Origin of the sequence: Luteolibacter luteus, from assembly GCF_012913485.1 — a bacterium.
GTDB classification, from domain to species: domain Bacteria; phylum Verrucomicrobiota; class Verrucomicrobiia; order Verrucomicrobiales; family Akkermansiaceae; genus Haloferula; species Haloferula lutea.
The window spans coordinates 1,292,557-1,307,150 of the sequence record NZ_CP051774.1 but is presented as its reverse complement, the minus strand read 5'-3'; the positions used below and the strand labels follow the sequence as shown (position 1 = coordinate 1,307,150).

The following is a 14,594-nucleotide window of genomic DNA, read 5'->3' as shown; positions in this document are numbered from 1 at the left end:
CTTCGAAATCCTGGTCGGGGCCGAGCTCCCAAGCCAAGATCACGTAGCTCTTGGTCCTCGCGGCTTGGCCCAAAATACGAGGCTCAACTCGCACCCGCTCTTTGCTATAGGAATTGGTGAAGGATATAACGCGCTTCTGGAAGATCGCGCTGCGGATTTCTTGAAGGGATGGTTTGATCCGCATGGGTGTGAGGAGAGTGAGGGAGGCGGACCGAAGATGATGCCCCAGCAGCGGTCCACCTGAAGCCCTCACCGTTCCGACGCGCCGCGTTCCCCTCAGGTTACAAGATTGTACCTGCAAAGATGCGGCCCCGGCAGCAGGGCTGCCGGGGCCGGACATGTTCATGGCGCACCGGAAAGTCCCCCCGGATTCGATGGTGCGTATCGCGAATAGTGAATCGCGGAAAAAAAGTCAAGATGGCCTAAAATACTCAGCCCCAAATAACGCGGGATCGTTAGAAAAATCCGCGATTTCCTTTTTTCGATAGGTGGATCAGCCAAGGTGCAAGTCCCCCCCCGCAGGATACATGCTCCTGACCCACGGAGGCGGCTCGGTGCTTTCTCGTCAGCGGGACGCCTCCAACGCTTTATTCTTTATTGGGAGGGCGGAGTAGAGCAGGCAGGACTCTCCCGCTTCCAGTGCAGACGCGAAGATCGCCAACACGGCTTGCAAAATTCACGGTCAGACGCTGGTTTCCGGCATGCGGCGGATGGGAAGGAAGCGAGCGTTCAGAGTGGACTGTGAAATCGGGGATTGGGTCGAAGCAACCGCCGTAAAGGAATGGGACCTGGATCCAGAATTCCGGTCATTCGAACTTCCCGAGGTCATCGCGAACGAAACGGGTGAGCAGCGATGGATCTTCCGCCGTCGAGGCTTCCGGGAAGATCCACACCACCAGCTCACTTGGGTCTGGATCCGGATCTCCTGAGCCTGCCGGAGCTTTTGGTTTTTCCTCCTTGCACCTCCTGCCGGGAAAAACGCGGGGTCTTCTAGGCCAAATTCGTAGGCCTGATTTGTTGCGTCGAGGCGGTTCCAGCGGATTGTGCCCGCGGAAAATGTGAATCCTGACTGTTACCGAGGGGCTCCGGGTGGAGCCCCTCTTTCTTTGGAGATACGAAGCATCATTGATCCGCGCCAATCTCGCCCGATCTTGAAGCGCGGAGTTTCTTGGACCGACGCTCCGCACCCCTCGTCCGGACCAGGCCCTTTAAGGTGGCAAGACTCCGGGCGGGGCTTTTGCTTCTCCCGGAAGCCGGATCGCTCCAAACGCATGACGCTCCGGCTAAACGACGCCTCGGCAGCTCCTCGCTTGTCGAGGCGTCGAGAGCTTACTCCTGAACTGGAGATCCCCAGGTATCCAGTTCGTGGATCTCGCGTTTTAGCCGCCCGCAGGGAGGGCGATCCAACCGGATCGGTTCAGGAAGCGCCCTGAACTCGTAAATCTCGCTGAAGCGGAAGAGCTGCCATCCCTCGTCTGCCTCCAACTGCCAAGCCAAGAGCAAATAGGTGCGATACCGGCCTCCCTGTCCAAGGACCCTCGGCTCGGCTTTCACTTGCAGACCCCGCCACTCGAACGTGACCACTCTTCTCCGGGTGATGGCTTCCCGGATCTCGCGCAAGCTCGGTTTGGTGCGCATCAGAAGCCTTCGAAATAGAGGATTGCGACGGCCCCCATGATCAGGAGTGCGAATATGAGTATGGGCACTTCCCCGTAGAGTCGGGAGAAGGCTCGTTTGACTTGTTGGTAGCGCGGCATGGCAATCGGGACAGGATTGGAAGGCCGGGTGATAGCAGGGCGTTATGGATAAGCCCAGATCGAGCGGATTGCAATTCGTTGCTCCAGCCGTGATTGTAGCACTGGGGCGAAGTTGGCGGTCCGCGAGGTCTAGCTATTTGCAGGAAAGCTCGGGAGGCACGACGCGACCGCACCCGAACTCAAGCGATGCAGGCATCCTCGTACTCACCATCGGGGGCACCCGGTTGATTAGATTAGGCCGACTTCTTCGCTGCCTTCTTGGCGGCTTTCTTTGCAGCCTTCTTCGCGGCGGGTTTCGAAGGACCTGCGGTAGGCTTCGCCTTCTCGCTTTTCTTCAGGCTCTTCTCGAGATACTCGGCGAGATCCACCACGTTTCCGCCGGATACGATCCCGGCATCTTCCCGTCGCCCTCCGCCGCGCACCGCAGCCGTGCCGCCTTTCGCGACTTTCTCGTCAATGTAGGCGAGCAACGCGGCTTGATAGTCGTCGTGATGTTGCTCCGGGTCCCACTCCTCGGTCATGTCCGCCACCAGTCGCTTGGCGAGCTCCATCTCCTTCTTCCCCGGCTGATACTGCGGATCGTCCGTCTCCGGTAGATCGAGCTTCTTGGGTGAGCGAATCTCCTGGGGAAATCGCATTGCCATCAGGACGATCACCTCGTCTCGCACGAACATCGCGCACAGATATTCCTTCGTCCGGATCACCACTCGCGCGACGCCAGCCATGCCGGTTTCTCGCAACGTTTCGCGCAGAAGCGCATAGGCTTTCTTCCCCCGCTTCTCGGGCTCCAGATAGTAGGGCTTCTCAAATAAGAGCGGCTCGATGTCCTCGAGCTTCACGAACTGGGTGATTTCGATGGTCTTGGTCAGCTTGGGTCGGATACTTTCCAGCTCGGACTCGTCGAAGAGCACGAAATGTCCCTCCTCGTGTTCATAGCCTTTCACGAGACGCTCCCATGGCACCGGCTTGCCGGTTTCCGCATTCACCTTCTCGTACCGGATCCTCGCGTGATTTTCGCTATCGACCAGATGCAACCCCACGTCGGTCCGGTCCTCCGCGCTGGTCAATCCTACCGGGATATTGACCAAGCCGAAAGCGATCGCCCCTTTCCAAATCGATCTCGCAGCCATGAGAAACTTTTTCGCATAATCTGTACCGCTCCGGATTCCCTTTAAAAACAATGCCCGGCTCCTGCTTCAAATGCGGATTGCATGGTTTTCTTTTGAAATATCGCGTCTTGCCAACCTTGACGGCCACTCAAAAATAGTGTTCACAAGAACACATGACCGCGGCCGTTTTCTTGGTTCCGTCCCCCCGCACCTTCCCCCCGGCACGTTATGCCGGCTCGGTGGGAAAGTGCCGCGTCGGCGATTGGGAGTATCCCGCCTTTGTCGAGGAATGGTGGGGACGAACCGCTCTTCAGCGTTACCAGGCCACTGCCCCGGATCCCTTCGATCCTGCCACCTTTGACGGTGCGTGTCCCGTCTGGCTCTTTGAGCGCACCCAGCATCCCGCCGTTCCCTTCACCAAGGGTGAGTGCCAGGTTTGGAAACGCATCGCGTGACGGTCATGTCAGTACCTCCGCTTGTGGTGAATGATGGCCACCGCGTCATTGGCTCTTCCTACTGGGACTATCCCGGCTTTTGGATGGATAACCGGGAATGCTGGCTTGATTGCCACAAAGGGCACCTCCGCCTTCTATACTCCGGGAATTGGCTGAGGGAACGTATCTGGCACCAAGCCGACTATTGCATCCTCACTCGGGGCCTTGGGCCCGACGGGGCCGACATGCTCGAGTTCTATTTTCCCAGCGAAATGGAGGACCGAAACCCGGCGCCGATCCATCTGCGCCGCTGGCAGTGCAATCGCCTGCCCGGTTGGAAGCCCGGCGACCGATGTTGGATTCTCGACATCTACGGCTGCGATCTGTTGAGCAAGAAGATCATGGTGGTTTACAGCGGTACTGTCTTTTGGCGTGAGGGACGCATTCCCAGCCGCGAGCCCTGGGAGGGTCCTCGCCAAGATGGAAAAGCAGATCCTCCACCGCCACCGCAACGCACCCCGGAGGAGGCTCAAGCTTACATGGAACACCTTCAGCGGTTCTTTGCCCCGGCCCCTCCCAAGCCAGCAAAGAAGCGCTCGCGAAAGAAAATTGATGTCGTTGAGGAGCTAAGGAAACGCCACGGCATGGGGCCGGGACAATGATCCTTCTTTCAGAACAGCTCTCCCTGCACGGGCCCCTTGGGTGGCATGGGCTTCTCCGGCTTCCGCTTCAGGAAATTCTCGGTCTCCTTCCAAACTAGCGGCACCGCTGAGGGTCCGAATTCGTTCAGTTCGAAATTCATGAAGGGCCGTAGCTGATCGCTCGCCAGCACCGCCGGCATTCGGTCATGCACCGGTTGAATTGCTGCGGTCGGTTCGGTGGTGATCATCGAGAAGCATTGCCCGCGCTCCTTGTCCTCTTCCCAAATTCCTGCGATCCACAGGCCTTGCCCGCCCGGGCGGGTAAACTCCAGCGGCATCGCCTTCTTATCGGGCCCTTCCACCCATTCGAAGAAGGACGCCGCAGGAATCAGGCAGCGTCGCTCGCGAAAGGCTTTTCCCCAAGTCCCGCCTTGGAGCTTGTCCTCGCGGGAGTTCACGATGGTTCGCCACAGCTGCTTCGTCTTTCCGCCTGGCACCGGCCGGCGAAAGCCCCACGCCATGATCCGGATCTTCCCGTCGGCCATCGCCACCGGTGCCCTCAGCGTGGGCCGGATGATCTGATACATCTCCTCATCGGCCATCGCCGCCTCGAAGGCATCGGCCACCAGCCAATCCACGTCGAAGCGCTCCACGTTGCCGATCTTGTAGGCCGTGCACATGCGACCATGCTGGGTTGCTCACAGCAGCCGCGCGAGCATCTTCGCCCGCTCGCCGGCCTCATCGAATGGCGCACCGAAGTTAGAGCACAAAAAAGGGGTCCCGCAAGGGTCCCACATCCGGGAATTATTCCTCCTACCTGCTGGACCGGAGGGAGAGGCGCCGCGAACCCCTTTAGGCCCCCCTGCAGGGGTCCGCGGCACCGGGGTGGGATCAGCGCCACAACAGCTGCAGAACGCTCGCAGCTCCTGCGGCTAACCCACGCGAAGACTAACAGGCTGCAATCCGGCCGTCAAACCTCCGGACCTTGTCTGTTGGCTCCGGATATGCTAGGGTCATGGTCGTCGCGCCATGGTGTGACATTAGCAGCGAACGCCCCGGTGGCTTCTCCCCACCGGGGCGTTTGTTTGTAGGCGCTGCCCGTCCCCCGAACGCGCCCAATCCCGCCCCCTCAATCTCTCCGCTCTAGGCTCAGCGCCCCACGCTCGGCCCCATGGCACTCCTCGGCACGCTTCAGGTTGGCATGGCACTCGAAACCGCATCCTTTGGCACCCAGTTCAATAGCTTCACTAAGGACATTGGGAAGCGCGCGGACCGCTTCTCGAAGACCCTTTCGGGCATGACCAGCGTTGGCTCTCTTCTGGGCGGCACAGACCTCGGGGCCTACCCCGCACCGGGCATCGATGTTGTCAGCCGCTTCAGCTCCTCTTTCGCCAGCAGCATGGGAGGATCCACGCAGACCCGTTTCAACGAGTTCACCAAGTCCATCCAGGAAGGCGCGATTAAGGTAAAATCCACTTGGACCTCCGCCATGAAACACGTTGGGCGTGCCTTCGATGAGTTCGTGAAAACCGGCAAGCTGAACTTCTCGGACCTCGTCCGTAGCATCATTGCCGAGCTCGCCAGTGCCGCACTGAAGAATGCCTTCAATGGACTCCTGCAGGGCATCATGGGAATCAGCGGCAGCGGGGCAGGGGGTGGCAGCTTGTTCTCTGGCATCGGCTCGATCTTCGGCAGCATCGTCGGCGGCTTCGGATCCTTCGAAGGCGGCGGCTATACCGGCAATGGCCCGCGCGCCGGTGGCCTCGACGGCCGCGGCGGTCGCCTCGCGATGATCCACCCGCAAGAGACGGTGATCGATCACACCCGGGTGAAGAAAGCCGCGGACCGCAGCCGCCGCGGGGACATCCTCGTTTCCACGCCCATCACCCTCATGCCCGGCGTCAGCAAGGAAGAGCTCGCCGAGATCCTCCCGATGCTGAAGCGCGACATCATCGACTCCATCCCCCGCCTGATCGCCCAGGGCGGTCGCTACGCCGGCGCATACGGCCAGTAACATGCCTTTCCCCATCGACATCCCCGCCGCTCTTCTCCGGGTCACCAAGCTCTCTTGGACCTCGGAGATGAATCACGGTATTGCCGAGAGTCCTTTCAGCGGTCACGTGCAGGTGCAGCGGGGCAGGGTGGAACGCTGGTCCTTCACCATGGACATCCAGCGCATGGGCCGCCGTGACGCACAGGAGGCGATGGCGTTTTTCCTCCGCCTCGAGGGACCGCTCGGCACTTTCCGGATGCACGATCCCGCCGCGTCCCGCCCGCTCGGAAAAGGTACAGGCCTTCCCGTCGCCGCGGCGAACACGCCCGCGGGGAGTCGGACCCTCGCCACCTCGGGCTGGCTTCCGAATGTCGCCACCCAGCTCCGCGCGGGCGATTGGGTCCAGATCGGCGACCAGCTTTCCAAGGTTCGCGAGACCGTCGGCTCCGCTGCCGATGGCACCGCCACGCTCGACCTCTGGCCCAAGCTCATGCGCCCGGTCACCACCGGCACCCCGATCGTTCTCCGCCCCGCCAAGGGCATCTTCCGTTTCACCAGCGAGCTCCCCAGCTGGGACATCTCCGCCGCGGACCTCAACCGCCCCCACTCCTTCCGCCTCACCGGCGTGCAAGAGATCCTCCGCGACTGACGACCCTTCCCCCGGGAGCGCGGAGCCTCTGGCCCGCATCCTTTCTTCCTCACACTTTCCCATGCGCGACCTAAGCCCCGAGTTCCTCGCCGCCATCGAAGCGGATTCGGTAACCCCGAGTCTCCTCGTGTGGCTCGACTTCGCCGGCGATCCCTTCCGCGGCTGGTCCGGCCAAGGTCCGCTCGAGTGGGACGGCCACACCTGGCACGGTCTCGGTTACTTCGGGGAGGTGGGCGCGATCGAGGAATACTCGGAGATCCGCGCCGGTACCGTGGAGCTCAAGCTTCATGGCATCCCGGGCCATGCCCTCACCGATGCCGCGAGCATCATCTACAAGCGCCGGGCCGCGGAGATCTACCTCGCCCTCCTCGATGGCGATTCCAGCGAGTTGCTCGGTGTCGAGCTGCTCTTCCGCGGCACGATGGACACGCTCGAGCTCGACCGCCAGCCCGGCCCGAATGGCTCGAGCTTCACCCTCACCCTCGCCAACGAGCTCGCCCGCCTCCGCGATTCCTGGGGCCTGCTCTACACCGACGCTGACCAGCAGTCCCTCTTTCCCGGGGACACCTCCCTCCGCTTCGTGCCCTCTCTCCAAGACAAGAAAGTCCGCCTCTAGCCCCCGGGACCGCGGAGCCTCTGGCCCGCATGCCTTTCAACTCTTCTATCCATGACCCTCGCCGAAAAACTCGACGCCTACCTGCAGGAATCCTTCAACCGCCACTACCTCGTCGGCCACTGGGACTGCATCATCTTCGTCGCCATGTGGGCGGATCTCATCAGCGGCCAGAGCCACACCGAGACCCTTCGCGATACCTACACCAGCGAGGAATCAGGCCGCGAAAAGTGGGTGCCCAGCTCGACCAACGATGCCATCGTTTGGGCGCTCCAGCGTGAAGGCTGGCAGAAGATCAAGCCCGGTGAGCCCTTCGAAGTGGGGGACATCATCCTCACGAATCTTCATCACCCCGGCATCTGGGACGGCGAGAAAATCGTCGCCCAGCCTGCCAACGCCACTGGGCTGCTCTACATCCAAGCGGGGCACAGTTGTGGTGGGTTGAGACGTCCGGAGTATATTCGCCTTAAGGTATGATACCGGTAAGCTTGTCGGGATTTCGAACTATATAGACGGCCTTCACTCGGTTTCCTTCGAAAGCGAATGTCATGACGCTGATACCCTGTTCCCCGTGGCAGGTTACAACGCCTGGACTTCCGTTGATCTTTACGAAGCGCGGAGGCGGGCTGCCTTCCGTGCTCAAGCGTCGCATGCCCATGAACAGGCGGCCGATCCTGTCCGGACCATAGATGGGGAGAAGCGCTGCGCGAACCCTCCCTCCGCCATCGCTGTATAGTATGGCATCCTCGGTGAGGAGAGCGAGTAGTTGGGCAAGTTCTCCCGATTGGGCGGCGGCAAGAAATTCTTTTACCAGTCGCTCGGCTTCCTCAGTTGCAGTGGATTGCTTGTTAGCCTCTCGGCCAAGCCTTTCCTTGGCTCGGCAGACGATCTGACGACAAGCGGCCTCGGAACGTCCGGTGATTTCGGAAATTGCCGGATAGTCGTGGCCGAACGCCTCTCGTAGAAGGAAAACAGCACGGTCGACTGGAGAAAGCTTTTCGAGCATGAGCATGAATGCAGTGCTCAATGTATCGGCAAGGTCGGTAGAATTCTCCTCGACGAGCGGTTCCGGGAGCCAGGGGCCGACGTATTCTTCACGCTGGCGGCGGGCGGATCGCAACTGGTCGATACAGAGACGGGTTACGGCTTTTGTGAGCCAGGCTTTTGGGAGTCCGATGCTGCCCTCCGGTTGCAGGTGAAAGCGGAGATATGCTTCCTGGACCATGTCCTCCGCTTCGGTGACTCGTCCAAGCATGCGGTAAGCGATACCGAAAAGAAGCGGACGGTAATCGTTGGCAGAGGACATGGATGGCGGCAGTCGTGATGCGACCTCGAGAAGGACCTAGAACACGAAGATCAGGCGGCAGGAATGGCCGGGAGAAAGGCGGTACCGAACCGATTCCAGGCATTGATGGTTGCGATAGCGAGCGTAATACGGGCCACTTCTGCTTCATCGAAATGTGAACTGATTTCCAAGTAATCTTCGTCGCTCACATGGTTGCTAGGTAGCTTGGTGAGGGACTCGGTCCAACGCAATACAGCCCGCTCGGCATCCGTATAAAGATGGGGCGTTTCCCTCCAGACGGGCAGGAGATTCAGTCGCTGGAGAGACTCTCCAGCTTTGACCGCATCGTTAAAATGTATGTTGATGCAGTGAGCGCAGCCGTTGATTTGAGAGGCACGAAGCTTGATGATCTCAAGAAGCTTTGGAGCGATTCCGAAGCCTTTTACGGCATTTTCGAGGGCTAATGCAGCCTTGAAGACCTCCGGAGCGGCTTTCCAAGGGTCGAGACGGGCGAGGGCAGTGCTGTTTTGGTTCATACATCCTTTCGGACGATTCAAGGCGCCGTTTTGTGACAGCGGGCAGCAGATTATCTGGAACGAAGCATTTAACAAAGAATACACCATGTACCGGTGCCGTCCGCTTGATGATTGCGGCCCGAATGCCTCGAACCCCCACTCCCAACCCTCGGATCCCCGGTCACCTCCAGTGTGGATAGGGTGGGCATCAGCTCCCGAAGTACGCAGTGTTGCACTCCCCCGCGGGCTGTTAGCTGGATAGAGCGAATCCACCAAAAAGGCGGCCCGCGAACAGCGGACCGCCTTGTTCTCTCACGATGCCAATCTCAGGACCACGAAAGCATTTGAGCTTTGCTCGGGCCGCGCATCTCATCCGTTCGGTGGAAACAGCGCGCGGCACGAGCAATGCCGGAAGTGATTTCAAGCGTCGGGGACGAGGTCTCCCACCTCCCCGATGATCGTGGCAGAAAGGTCCGTAAGCGTCGCATCGCAGGTGCTTTCTTCATCCAGCGTCTCTTGAAGCAGCGCCACCACCTCCTCCAGCTGTAGTGCCTCGGCCAAAGCGCGGGCAGTTCCGTAGCCGGCGATTTCGTAGTGCTCCACACGCTGCGCCGCTCCGATGAGCGCGAGATCCTTGATGTTGGGATCCCCCTCCTCTTCGATGGCCTCGGAGCCTTCTTCCACTAAGCCTTTCATGGCCTTGCAGACTTTGCCCTTGGGCGTCACTCCGAGAATCTCCGCGACCTTTTCCAGTCGCTCCACGTGACCCTTGGTTTCCTCGAGGTGCGACTTGAAACCGGCCTGCAGGTCGGGATTCGACGCCGCCTTCGCCATCTTCGGCAGCGCTTTCACCAGCTGCGTTTCGGCATTGTAGAGATCCTTGATTTCTTGAGTTAGCAGAACTTGAAGTGATGTCAGTTTAGCCATGGTAATTGTGGGGTGGTTACGCCGCTTCCATTGCAAGTCTCGTGCCCGCCACCCGCGACCGATTAATCCCCGATTTTTCAAGGGCTCCGCACCGGTCGTCCGCTGACCCTTTGATTTCGGACTTTGGCAACTTGCAAAGGCACGACGCACTTTGCCTTCGCAGAACTTCGGAGGCGGTTTCAGAAAGGCCGGAATTGGCGGGATTTTCTCGCTGGCACCGACCTTGCGAAGGAACCCTGGCACGAAAACGCCAACCCATTATGAAATCGAAGGACGAAGCCACCAGAGAAGCCCGCAACGAAGATCCAATCACCGGCGAACCCGGCAGCCATCCCGTGGGCGTCGGCGCCGGCACCACAGCAGGTGCTGCCGCGGGCGGGGCCATCGGTTCCGTAGCTGGACCAGTCGGCGCTGCCGTTGGGGCAGTGGTCGGGGGAATCGCTGGCGCAGCAGCAGGTAAAGGGATCGCGGAACGCATGGACCCTACGGTCGAGGACGCTTACTGGCGTGAGAACCACCCGCGCGCAGTGTACGCGGAGAAGGATTACACCTACGACGACGATTACCGTCCCGCTTATCAACTGGGCTATGAAGGCCCCTCCCGCTACCGGCGGACCTGGGACGAGTCCGAAGATTCCGTGAAGTCGGAGTGGGAGAACGTGAAAGGAAAATCTCGCCTCACCTGGGACAAGGCCCGTCACGCCACCAAGGCCGCTTGGCATCGCGTCGAAGCCAAGCTCCCCGGCGATGCCGACAAGGACGGCATCTGACTTTCCAGAAGAACCTACTTTGCGCAGAACATAGGCGGCTCACGGGTGTGAGCCGCCGCTTTTTTGCACATCCAATCCGTCGACCGTCGAACTCCCAATACCCCCAATCCCGCCCCCTCCATCTCTCTGCTCTTCGCCCTCTGCTCCACGCTCCCCCCATGGGCGCCATCGGAGCACTGATCGCAGGAGCCGTTTCCTTCCTCACCACCTCAACCCTGACCACGGTCATCCGCCTCGGCCTCGCCGCCTTTTCCATCGCGTCCTCCCTCAGCTCCGCCCGGGAGCAGCGCAAGGCCGCCGCCGCGGCCCGCATGCAGGACATCCAGCGCAATGCTTTCCGGAACTTCCGCCAGGCACTCACGCACCGCAGGATCGTCTTCGGCCGCTGCCGGGTTGCCGGGCCGCTCGTCTTTGCCCACAACCGCAAGAAGTTCGGCACTCACTTCGTCGTCGCCCTCGCCGGACATGAGGTCGAGGCCATCGAATCCGTCTGGCTCCTCGACAAGCAACTGGTCTTCCGCCGCACCGCCCCGAACCTTGGGCGCGTCTCCGGGAAGTATGGCAAGGCGGTCCTTGTCCAGGTCTTCACCGGGACCAGCACGCAGAACATCGGGCAGGCGATGGTCAACGCAATCGACACCCGGCCCTTCGTCTCTCCGGTGTCGCTCGATCCCGCGATCATCGAAAGCACCGATCGGTTCAAGGGCATTGCGGCCATCTACGCCATCACCCGCCAATTCGCTTACCACTTCGAAGGCGAGACCCCCGAGTTTGCGGCGATCGTGAAGGGCTGCAAGTCGATCTACGACCCGCGCACCGACGTCACCGGCTACACCGCGAACCCGGCCCTTTGTGCAGCCTACTACCTCACCGAGATCATGGGCTTCGAGTGGAGCGCCCTCGATGGCCCGGCGCTCGAGCTTGCGGCGAACATCTGCGATCAGGATGTGGTCTTGAAGGATGGCGGCTCGGAGAAGCGCTACGAGTGCCACGGGGTGATCACCGGCGACATGCAGCACCGGGAAGTTCTCGACCTGCTCGCCCGCTCGATGGCCGGGGTGATCCGCTATGCCTCCGGAAAGTGGATCATCCAGGCGGGCGCACCGACGGCCGGGACGCCGGTTGATCTGACGGAAGACCGTGCGCTCGATAGCTACAAGGTGCTCTACGATCCGCCCGACCGTTCCTTGCCGAATGCCGTCCGCGGATCCTGCGTGGACATCGAGACCTGGCAGCCGCGCGCCTATCCGCAACGGCGGCTGGAAACGGCGATCATCGCGGAGGGCGGTCCCTGGTGGCTCGATATCGATCTGCCTTTGACGATCTCCCACACGATGGCCCAGCGCATCGCCAAGATCGAGTTGCTACGCGCGCGTGCGCGGAAGCGCTTCTCGGTGGAACTCGATCTCCGCGGCCTCCGTGCGAAGCCGGGCAGCTTGGTCACTTGGTCCGCTCCGGACATCGGGATGGAGGCGGAGCTCTTCGAGGTGGACGTCTTCGGCTTCGCGATCCGCGATGGCAAGGCGGGGAAGGTCCTGGGGACGCGGCTCGACCTGGTGCAATACACGGCCGACTTCTTCGCGTGGAATCCAGCCACCGATGAAAAAGCGGGCATCAATGGCATCGCGGATCCAACCGGCGGCGGGGGCGATTTCTCGCCGCCCGATGGCTGCTACAACGAGGTCCAGTTCGCCGCCTCGGGGGAGACTTACACCGCCGACTTCGAAGTCCATTGGAATGATCCGGACATCGAAGAAGCCTCGCTCGATTTCGTCCGCGCGAAGGTGACGGTGACGATCACCTGGGACAATGCGGGCTCGCCGGAAACCACCACACACACCGATACCGCGGACATCGATGCCGGGGAGGAAGAGGGGATGCTATCGATCACGGCCACGCAAGCGGGCTGGACCTTCGTCTCGCGTTCGGTGGAATTCACGCTGATTGCCTACTACAGCAACGGCCTGAACTCCGCGGCATCCCAGCTCGATGCCTGCCCGATCCCGGTTGAACCGGGCGACACGCTCCACGGTGTGGCCTCCGCGGGGACCTTCCCGAATCTGAGCTACCTTTGGAATGAGCTCAACAACCGCTACGAGAACCCTTCGAATCCGGATCGCCTGATCGCCTACAGCCTCGTCTATGAGCTCTTTGACGGCGCGGGATTCCCGGTGGCTTACAAGGAAGAGGTCGGCGAAGGGCCTGCCGATCCCCGCGGCACTTATGTGGCCACAGCCTTTGGCCGTGATACCTACAACGGCGGATCGCCGTGGTCCTACGTGGTCTCGTGAGAAAAGAGGAGCGGCGCGCCCCCGCACCGCTCCCCATTCCATTCTCCAGTACTTACCCTGCAAATTCCAAGGTTTGGGGCTTGGCGACGCGGGGCAGGAAGCGGTCCGGCATCACGTCGAGCGCCCGCATCTTCCAGTAGTGGAATGTCTTCCATCCCGGGAGATCATCGTCGGGTCCCTTTCTCACCCACGTTCGGACTTCGTAGGTGCCTGTGACCGGGTTCCGCCCCAGTTCATGGGGTTCGGCTTCATACTTCCGGCCCTCGTAGGTAAAGCGGATCACGCGGTAATGGCGGATCGCCCCCCGAAGGTCGGCCATCAATGCATTTTTGTGCAGTGCCATAATTCCGGAAAATATCCATTTTTCCGCGACGTCAAGAGACGATCTCCTACAAAATTAAGCCGGTCTCGAAGGCCTCTTTCGCAGGGCTAAAGAGGGATCGAAACACCGTGCCGCAAACTCCGGGAAGGGTCGCCGGACAAACGGTTCTGGGAGGATCATAAGATCCCGGATCTCACAAAAGCGGATGGTCTTCCACCCGGGGTCTTCGCCTCCGTCCTCGCTCCTCATCCACGCAAGGAGAACCAATGCTCCTGTCCGGGGAGCATGGTCGATGCAGTGCGGCTCGGCGACGAGGGAAACCGCCGTCTTGTCCGCGGCCTTGTGAAGGAATCGGATGAGTCGGCGCTTTGAAATAGCTTCCTGCAGCTCACCCATCGAGGCGTACTTCAGTGCTGGCATAAGCGATCTAAATTACTCAATGCCGCATTTTTGCAACCAGCGAGTGCCTACTAATTTTTCCTAGTCGCCCGCGAACGTCCTCAATCCTCATCCCGCCATCTCTCCGCTCTTGCCTCAGCTCTCCAAGATGGCCCCATGCCATCCGCCGTCGTCCGCCTGCTTTGCGAGAGCCGCGATGCCTCACGCACCGTCCGCGATGCCACCACCGAACAGCGGCCATTCTACTGGCGAGGATCCTCGGTAAAGTTCCAGCTGGCCCTGGCCGATGGCGGGGCCTTCCTGCTCGCCGCGGATGTAGGCGAGATCATCGTCGAGGTGAAGAAGCTCACGGCTCTCGCGCTCGACGATTCTTTGATGCGGAAAACCTTCGTTGCAGGCGACTGCGACGACACCTTCACCTCCGGCAATTGGGGCGGGGGCAGCAAGCAACTGCTTGAGGCTTCCTTCACGGTGAACGAGGCCGCAATCCTTCCGGGAACCTATCGGCTGATTGTTCGCCACGTGGCCACTGACGGGCAGGAAAACGTCTACCTCTCGAGCGAGCTTCAGGTGATCGATCCCCAGAGCGGCAGCGAGGGCATCGACCCTCCGCCGGTCGCATGGACCTACCTGGATTCCGTGCCGGTCGTCATGACCATCCCTCAGGCATTGAACGGCCCGCAACGCCAGCAGGTGCTCGCGAACCTCGGCCTTGAGGGGCTTGTGGTCGATCTCGAAGCCAATACCCAGCGCGGCGGACTCGCCGCCGATCCCGATGGCATCATGCATGTCGTCGGCTGGAACTTTGACCAAGGTCGATACCAGGGCATCGGCATCGATGGCGCACCCGGCAACGAAAAGCTCTTCGTTTACGACCTCCCCACCTGAT

The 14,594-nt window shown here is 60.8% G+C and carries 15 protein-coding genes; 8 read left to right on the top strand and 7 right to left on the bottom strand.

The features are described from left to right. Positions 1–1,329 precede the first annotated feature (1,329 nt). Together HHL09_RS05375 and ku are read right to left on the bottom strand one after the other, a co-directional pair. Positions 1,330–1,638, bottom strand: a complete 309-nt coding sequence (locus tag HHL09_RS05375; protein ID WP_169453455.1) for a hypothetical protein — start codon at positions 1,636–1,638, stop codon at positions 1,330–1,332. 352 nt (positions 1,639–1,990) lie between these two features. Further along, a complete protein-coding gene (ku, locus tag HHL09_RS05370; protein WP_169453454.1) occupies positions 1,991–2,887 on the bottom strand; it encodes a non-homologous end joining protein Ku in 897 nt (298 codons plus the stop codon). A 152-nt stretch (positions 2,888–3,039) separates the two neighbouring features. Between ku and HHL09_RS05365 the strand changes: the two genes are divergently transcribed. After that, positions 3,040–3,321: a hypothetical protein gene (locus HHL09_RS05365; protein ID WP_169453452.1), complete on the top strand. Its 282-nt coding sequence runs from the start codon at positions 3,040–3,042 to the stop codon at positions 3,319–3,321. A gap of 649 nt (positions 3,322–3,970) precedes the next feature. Here the strand turns inward: HHL09_RS05365 and HHL09_RS05360 are convergent. Next, positions 3,971–4,621 carry an SOS response-associated peptidase family protein gene (locus tag HHL09_RS05360; RefSeq protein ID WP_169453450.1) on the bottom strand — a complete coding sequence of 217 codons (651 nt, stop codon included), beginning with the start codon at positions 4,619–4,621 and terminating at the stop codon, positions 3,971–3,973. A gap of 491 nt (positions 4,622–5,112) precedes the next feature. On the opposite strand from HHL09_RS05360, the gene HHL09_RS05355 reads away from it, so the two are divergent. The 4 genes from HHL09_RS05355 (at position 5,113) to HHL09_RS05340 (ending at position 7,673) form a co-directional block, all read left to right on the top strand. Then, positions 5,113–5,955, top strand: coding sequence for a phage tail tape measure C-terminal domain-containing protein (locus tag HHL09_RS05355; RefSeq protein ID WP_169453448.1), 843 nt, complete (start codon positions 5,113–5,115; stop codon positions 5,953–5,955). Position 5,956: 1 nt separating this feature from the next. Further along, the gene (locus HHL09_RS05350; protein ID WP_169453446.1) at positions 5,957–6,583 is read left to right on the top strand and encodes a hypothetical protein; all 627 of its coding nucleotides are present in this window, start codon (positions 5,957–5,959) and stop codon (positions 6,581–6,583) included. Positions 6,584–6,644: 61 nt separating this feature from the next. After that, the gene (locus HHL09_RS05345; RefSeq protein ID WP_169453445.1) at positions 6,645–7,199 is read left to right on the top strand and encodes a hypothetical protein; all 555 of its coding nucleotides are present in this window, start codon (positions 6,645–6,647) and stop codon (positions 7,197–7,199) included. 51 nt (positions 7,200–7,250) lie between these two features. Beyond that, the gene (locus HHL09_RS05340) at positions 7,251–7,673 is read left to right on the top strand and encodes a DUF6950 family protein (protein ID WP_169453443.1); all 423 of its coding nucleotides are present in this window, start codon (positions 7,251–7,253) and stop codon (positions 7,671–7,673) included. Here the strand turns inward: HHL09_RS05340 and HHL09_RS05335 are convergent. From HHL09_RS05335 to HHL09_RS05325, 3 genes are all read right to left on the bottom strand, one after another. Next, the gene (locus HHL09_RS05335; RefSeq protein WP_169453441.1) at positions 7,663–8,502 is read right to left on the bottom strand and encodes an RNA polymerase sigma-70 factor; all 840 of its coding nucleotides are present in this window, start codon (positions 8,500–8,502) and stop codon (positions 7,663–7,665) included. The two genes, HHL09_RS05340 and HHL09_RS05335, sit on opposite strands and share 11 nt — an antisense overlap. Before the next feature lie 50 nt (positions 8,503–8,552). Further along, a complete protein-coding gene (locus HHL09_RS05330; RefSeq protein WP_169453440.1) occupies positions 8,553–9,017 on the bottom strand; it encodes a carboxymuconolactone decarboxylase family protein in 465 nt (154 codons plus the stop codon). A 399-nt stretch (positions 9,018–9,416) separates the two neighbouring features. Next, positions 9,417–9,923 (bottom strand): ferritin-like domain-containing protein, encoded by a 507-nt coding sequence (locus HHL09_RS05325; RefSeq protein WP_169453439.1) that lies wholly within the window; start codon positions 9,921–9,923, stop codon positions 9,417–9,419. Between the two features lie 260 nt (positions 9,924–10,183). Between HHL09_RS05325 and HHL09_RS05320 the strand changes: the two genes are divergently transcribed. Further along, positions 10,184–10,693 carry a glycine zipper domain-containing protein gene (locus HHL09_RS05320; RefSeq protein WP_169453438.1) on the top strand — a complete coding sequence of 170 codons (510 nt, stop codon included), beginning with the start codon at positions 10,184–10,186 and terminating at the stop codon, positions 10,691–10,693. Positions 10,694–10,851: 158 nt separating this feature from the next. Then, positions 10,852–12,984 (top strand): phage tail protein, encoded by a 2,133-nt coding sequence (locus HHL09_RS05315; protein WP_169453437.1) that lies wholly within the window; start codon positions 10,852–10,854, stop codon positions 12,982–12,984. A gap of 52 nt (positions 12,985–13,036) precedes the next feature. On the opposite strand, the gene HHL09_RS05310 is transcribed toward HHL09_RS05315, so the two are convergent. Further along, positions 13,037–13,303: a hypothetical protein gene (locus HHL09_RS05310; RefSeq protein ID WP_169453436.1), complete on the bottom strand. Its 267-nt coding sequence runs from the start codon at positions 13,301–13,303 to the stop codon at positions 13,037–13,039. 558 nt (positions 13,304–13,861) lie between these two features. Here HHL09_RS05310 and HHL09_RS05305 point away from each other — a divergent pair. Then, positions 13,862–14,593, top strand: coding sequence for a hypothetical protein (locus HHL09_RS05305; RefSeq protein ID WP_169453435.1), 732 nt, complete (start codon positions 13,862–13,864; stop codon positions 14,591–14,593). The last annotated feature ends 1 nt before the right edge of the window (position 14,594 follow it).

Coding starts and splice junctions, on each gene's coding strand:
- HHL09_RS05375 (WP_169453455.1), bottom strand. CDS start 1,638: ATGCGCACCAAACCGAGCTTGCGCGAGATCCGGGAAGCCATCACCCGG.
- ku (WP_169453454.1), bottom strand. CDS start 2,887: ATGGCTGCGAGATCGATTTGGAAAGGGGCGATCGCTTTCGGCTTGGTC.
- HHL09_RS05365 (WP_169453452.1), top strand. CDS start 3,040: ATGACCGCGGCCGTTTTCTTGGTTCCGTCCCCCCGCACCTTCCCCCCG.
- HHL09_RS05360 (WP_169453450.1), bottom strand. CDS start 4,621: ATGTGCACGGCCTACAAGATCGGCAACGTGGAGCGCTTCGACGTGGAT.
- HHL09_RS05355 (WP_169453448.1), top strand. CDS start 5,113: ATGGCACTCCTCGGCACGCTTCAGGTTGGCATGGCACTCGAAACCGCA.
- HHL09_RS05350 (WP_169453446.1), top strand. CDS start 5,957: ATGCCTTTCCCCATCGACATCCCCGCCGCTCTTCTCCGGGTCACCAAG.
- HHL09_RS05345 (WP_169453445.1), top strand. CDS start 6,645: ATGCGCGACCTAAGCCCCGAGTTCCTCGCCGCCATCGAAGCGGATTCG.
- HHL09_RS05340 (WP_169453443.1), top strand. CDS start 7,251: ATGACCCTCGCCGAAAAACTCGACGCCTACCTGCAGGAATCCTTCAAC.
- HHL09_RS05335 (WP_169453441.1), bottom strand. CDS start 8,502: ATGTCCTCTGCCAACGATTACCGTCCGCTTCTTTTCGGTATCGCTTAC.
- HHL09_RS05330 (WP_169453440.1), bottom strand. CDS start 9,017: ATGAACCAAAACAGCACTGCCCTCGCCCGTCTCGACCCTTGGAAAGCC.
- HHL09_RS05325 (WP_169453439.1), bottom strand. CDS start 9,923: ATGGCTAAACTGACATCACTTCAAGTTCTGCTAACTCAAGAAATCAAG.
- HHL09_RS05320 (WP_169453438.1), top strand. CDS start 10,184: ATGAAATCGAAGGACGAAGCCACCAGAGAAGCCCGCAACGAAGATCCA.
- HHL09_RS05315 (WP_169453437.1), top strand. CDS start 10,852: ATGGGCGCCATCGGAGCACTGATCGCAGGAGCCGTTTCCTTCCTCACC.
- HHL09_RS05310 (WP_169453436.1), bottom strand. CDS start 13,303: ATGGCCGACCTTCGGGGGGCGATCCGCCATTACCGCGTGATCCGCTTT.
- HHL09_RS05305 (WP_169453435.1), top strand. CDS start 13,862: ATGCCATCCGCCGTCGTCCGCCTGCTTTGCGAGAGCCGCGATGCCTCA.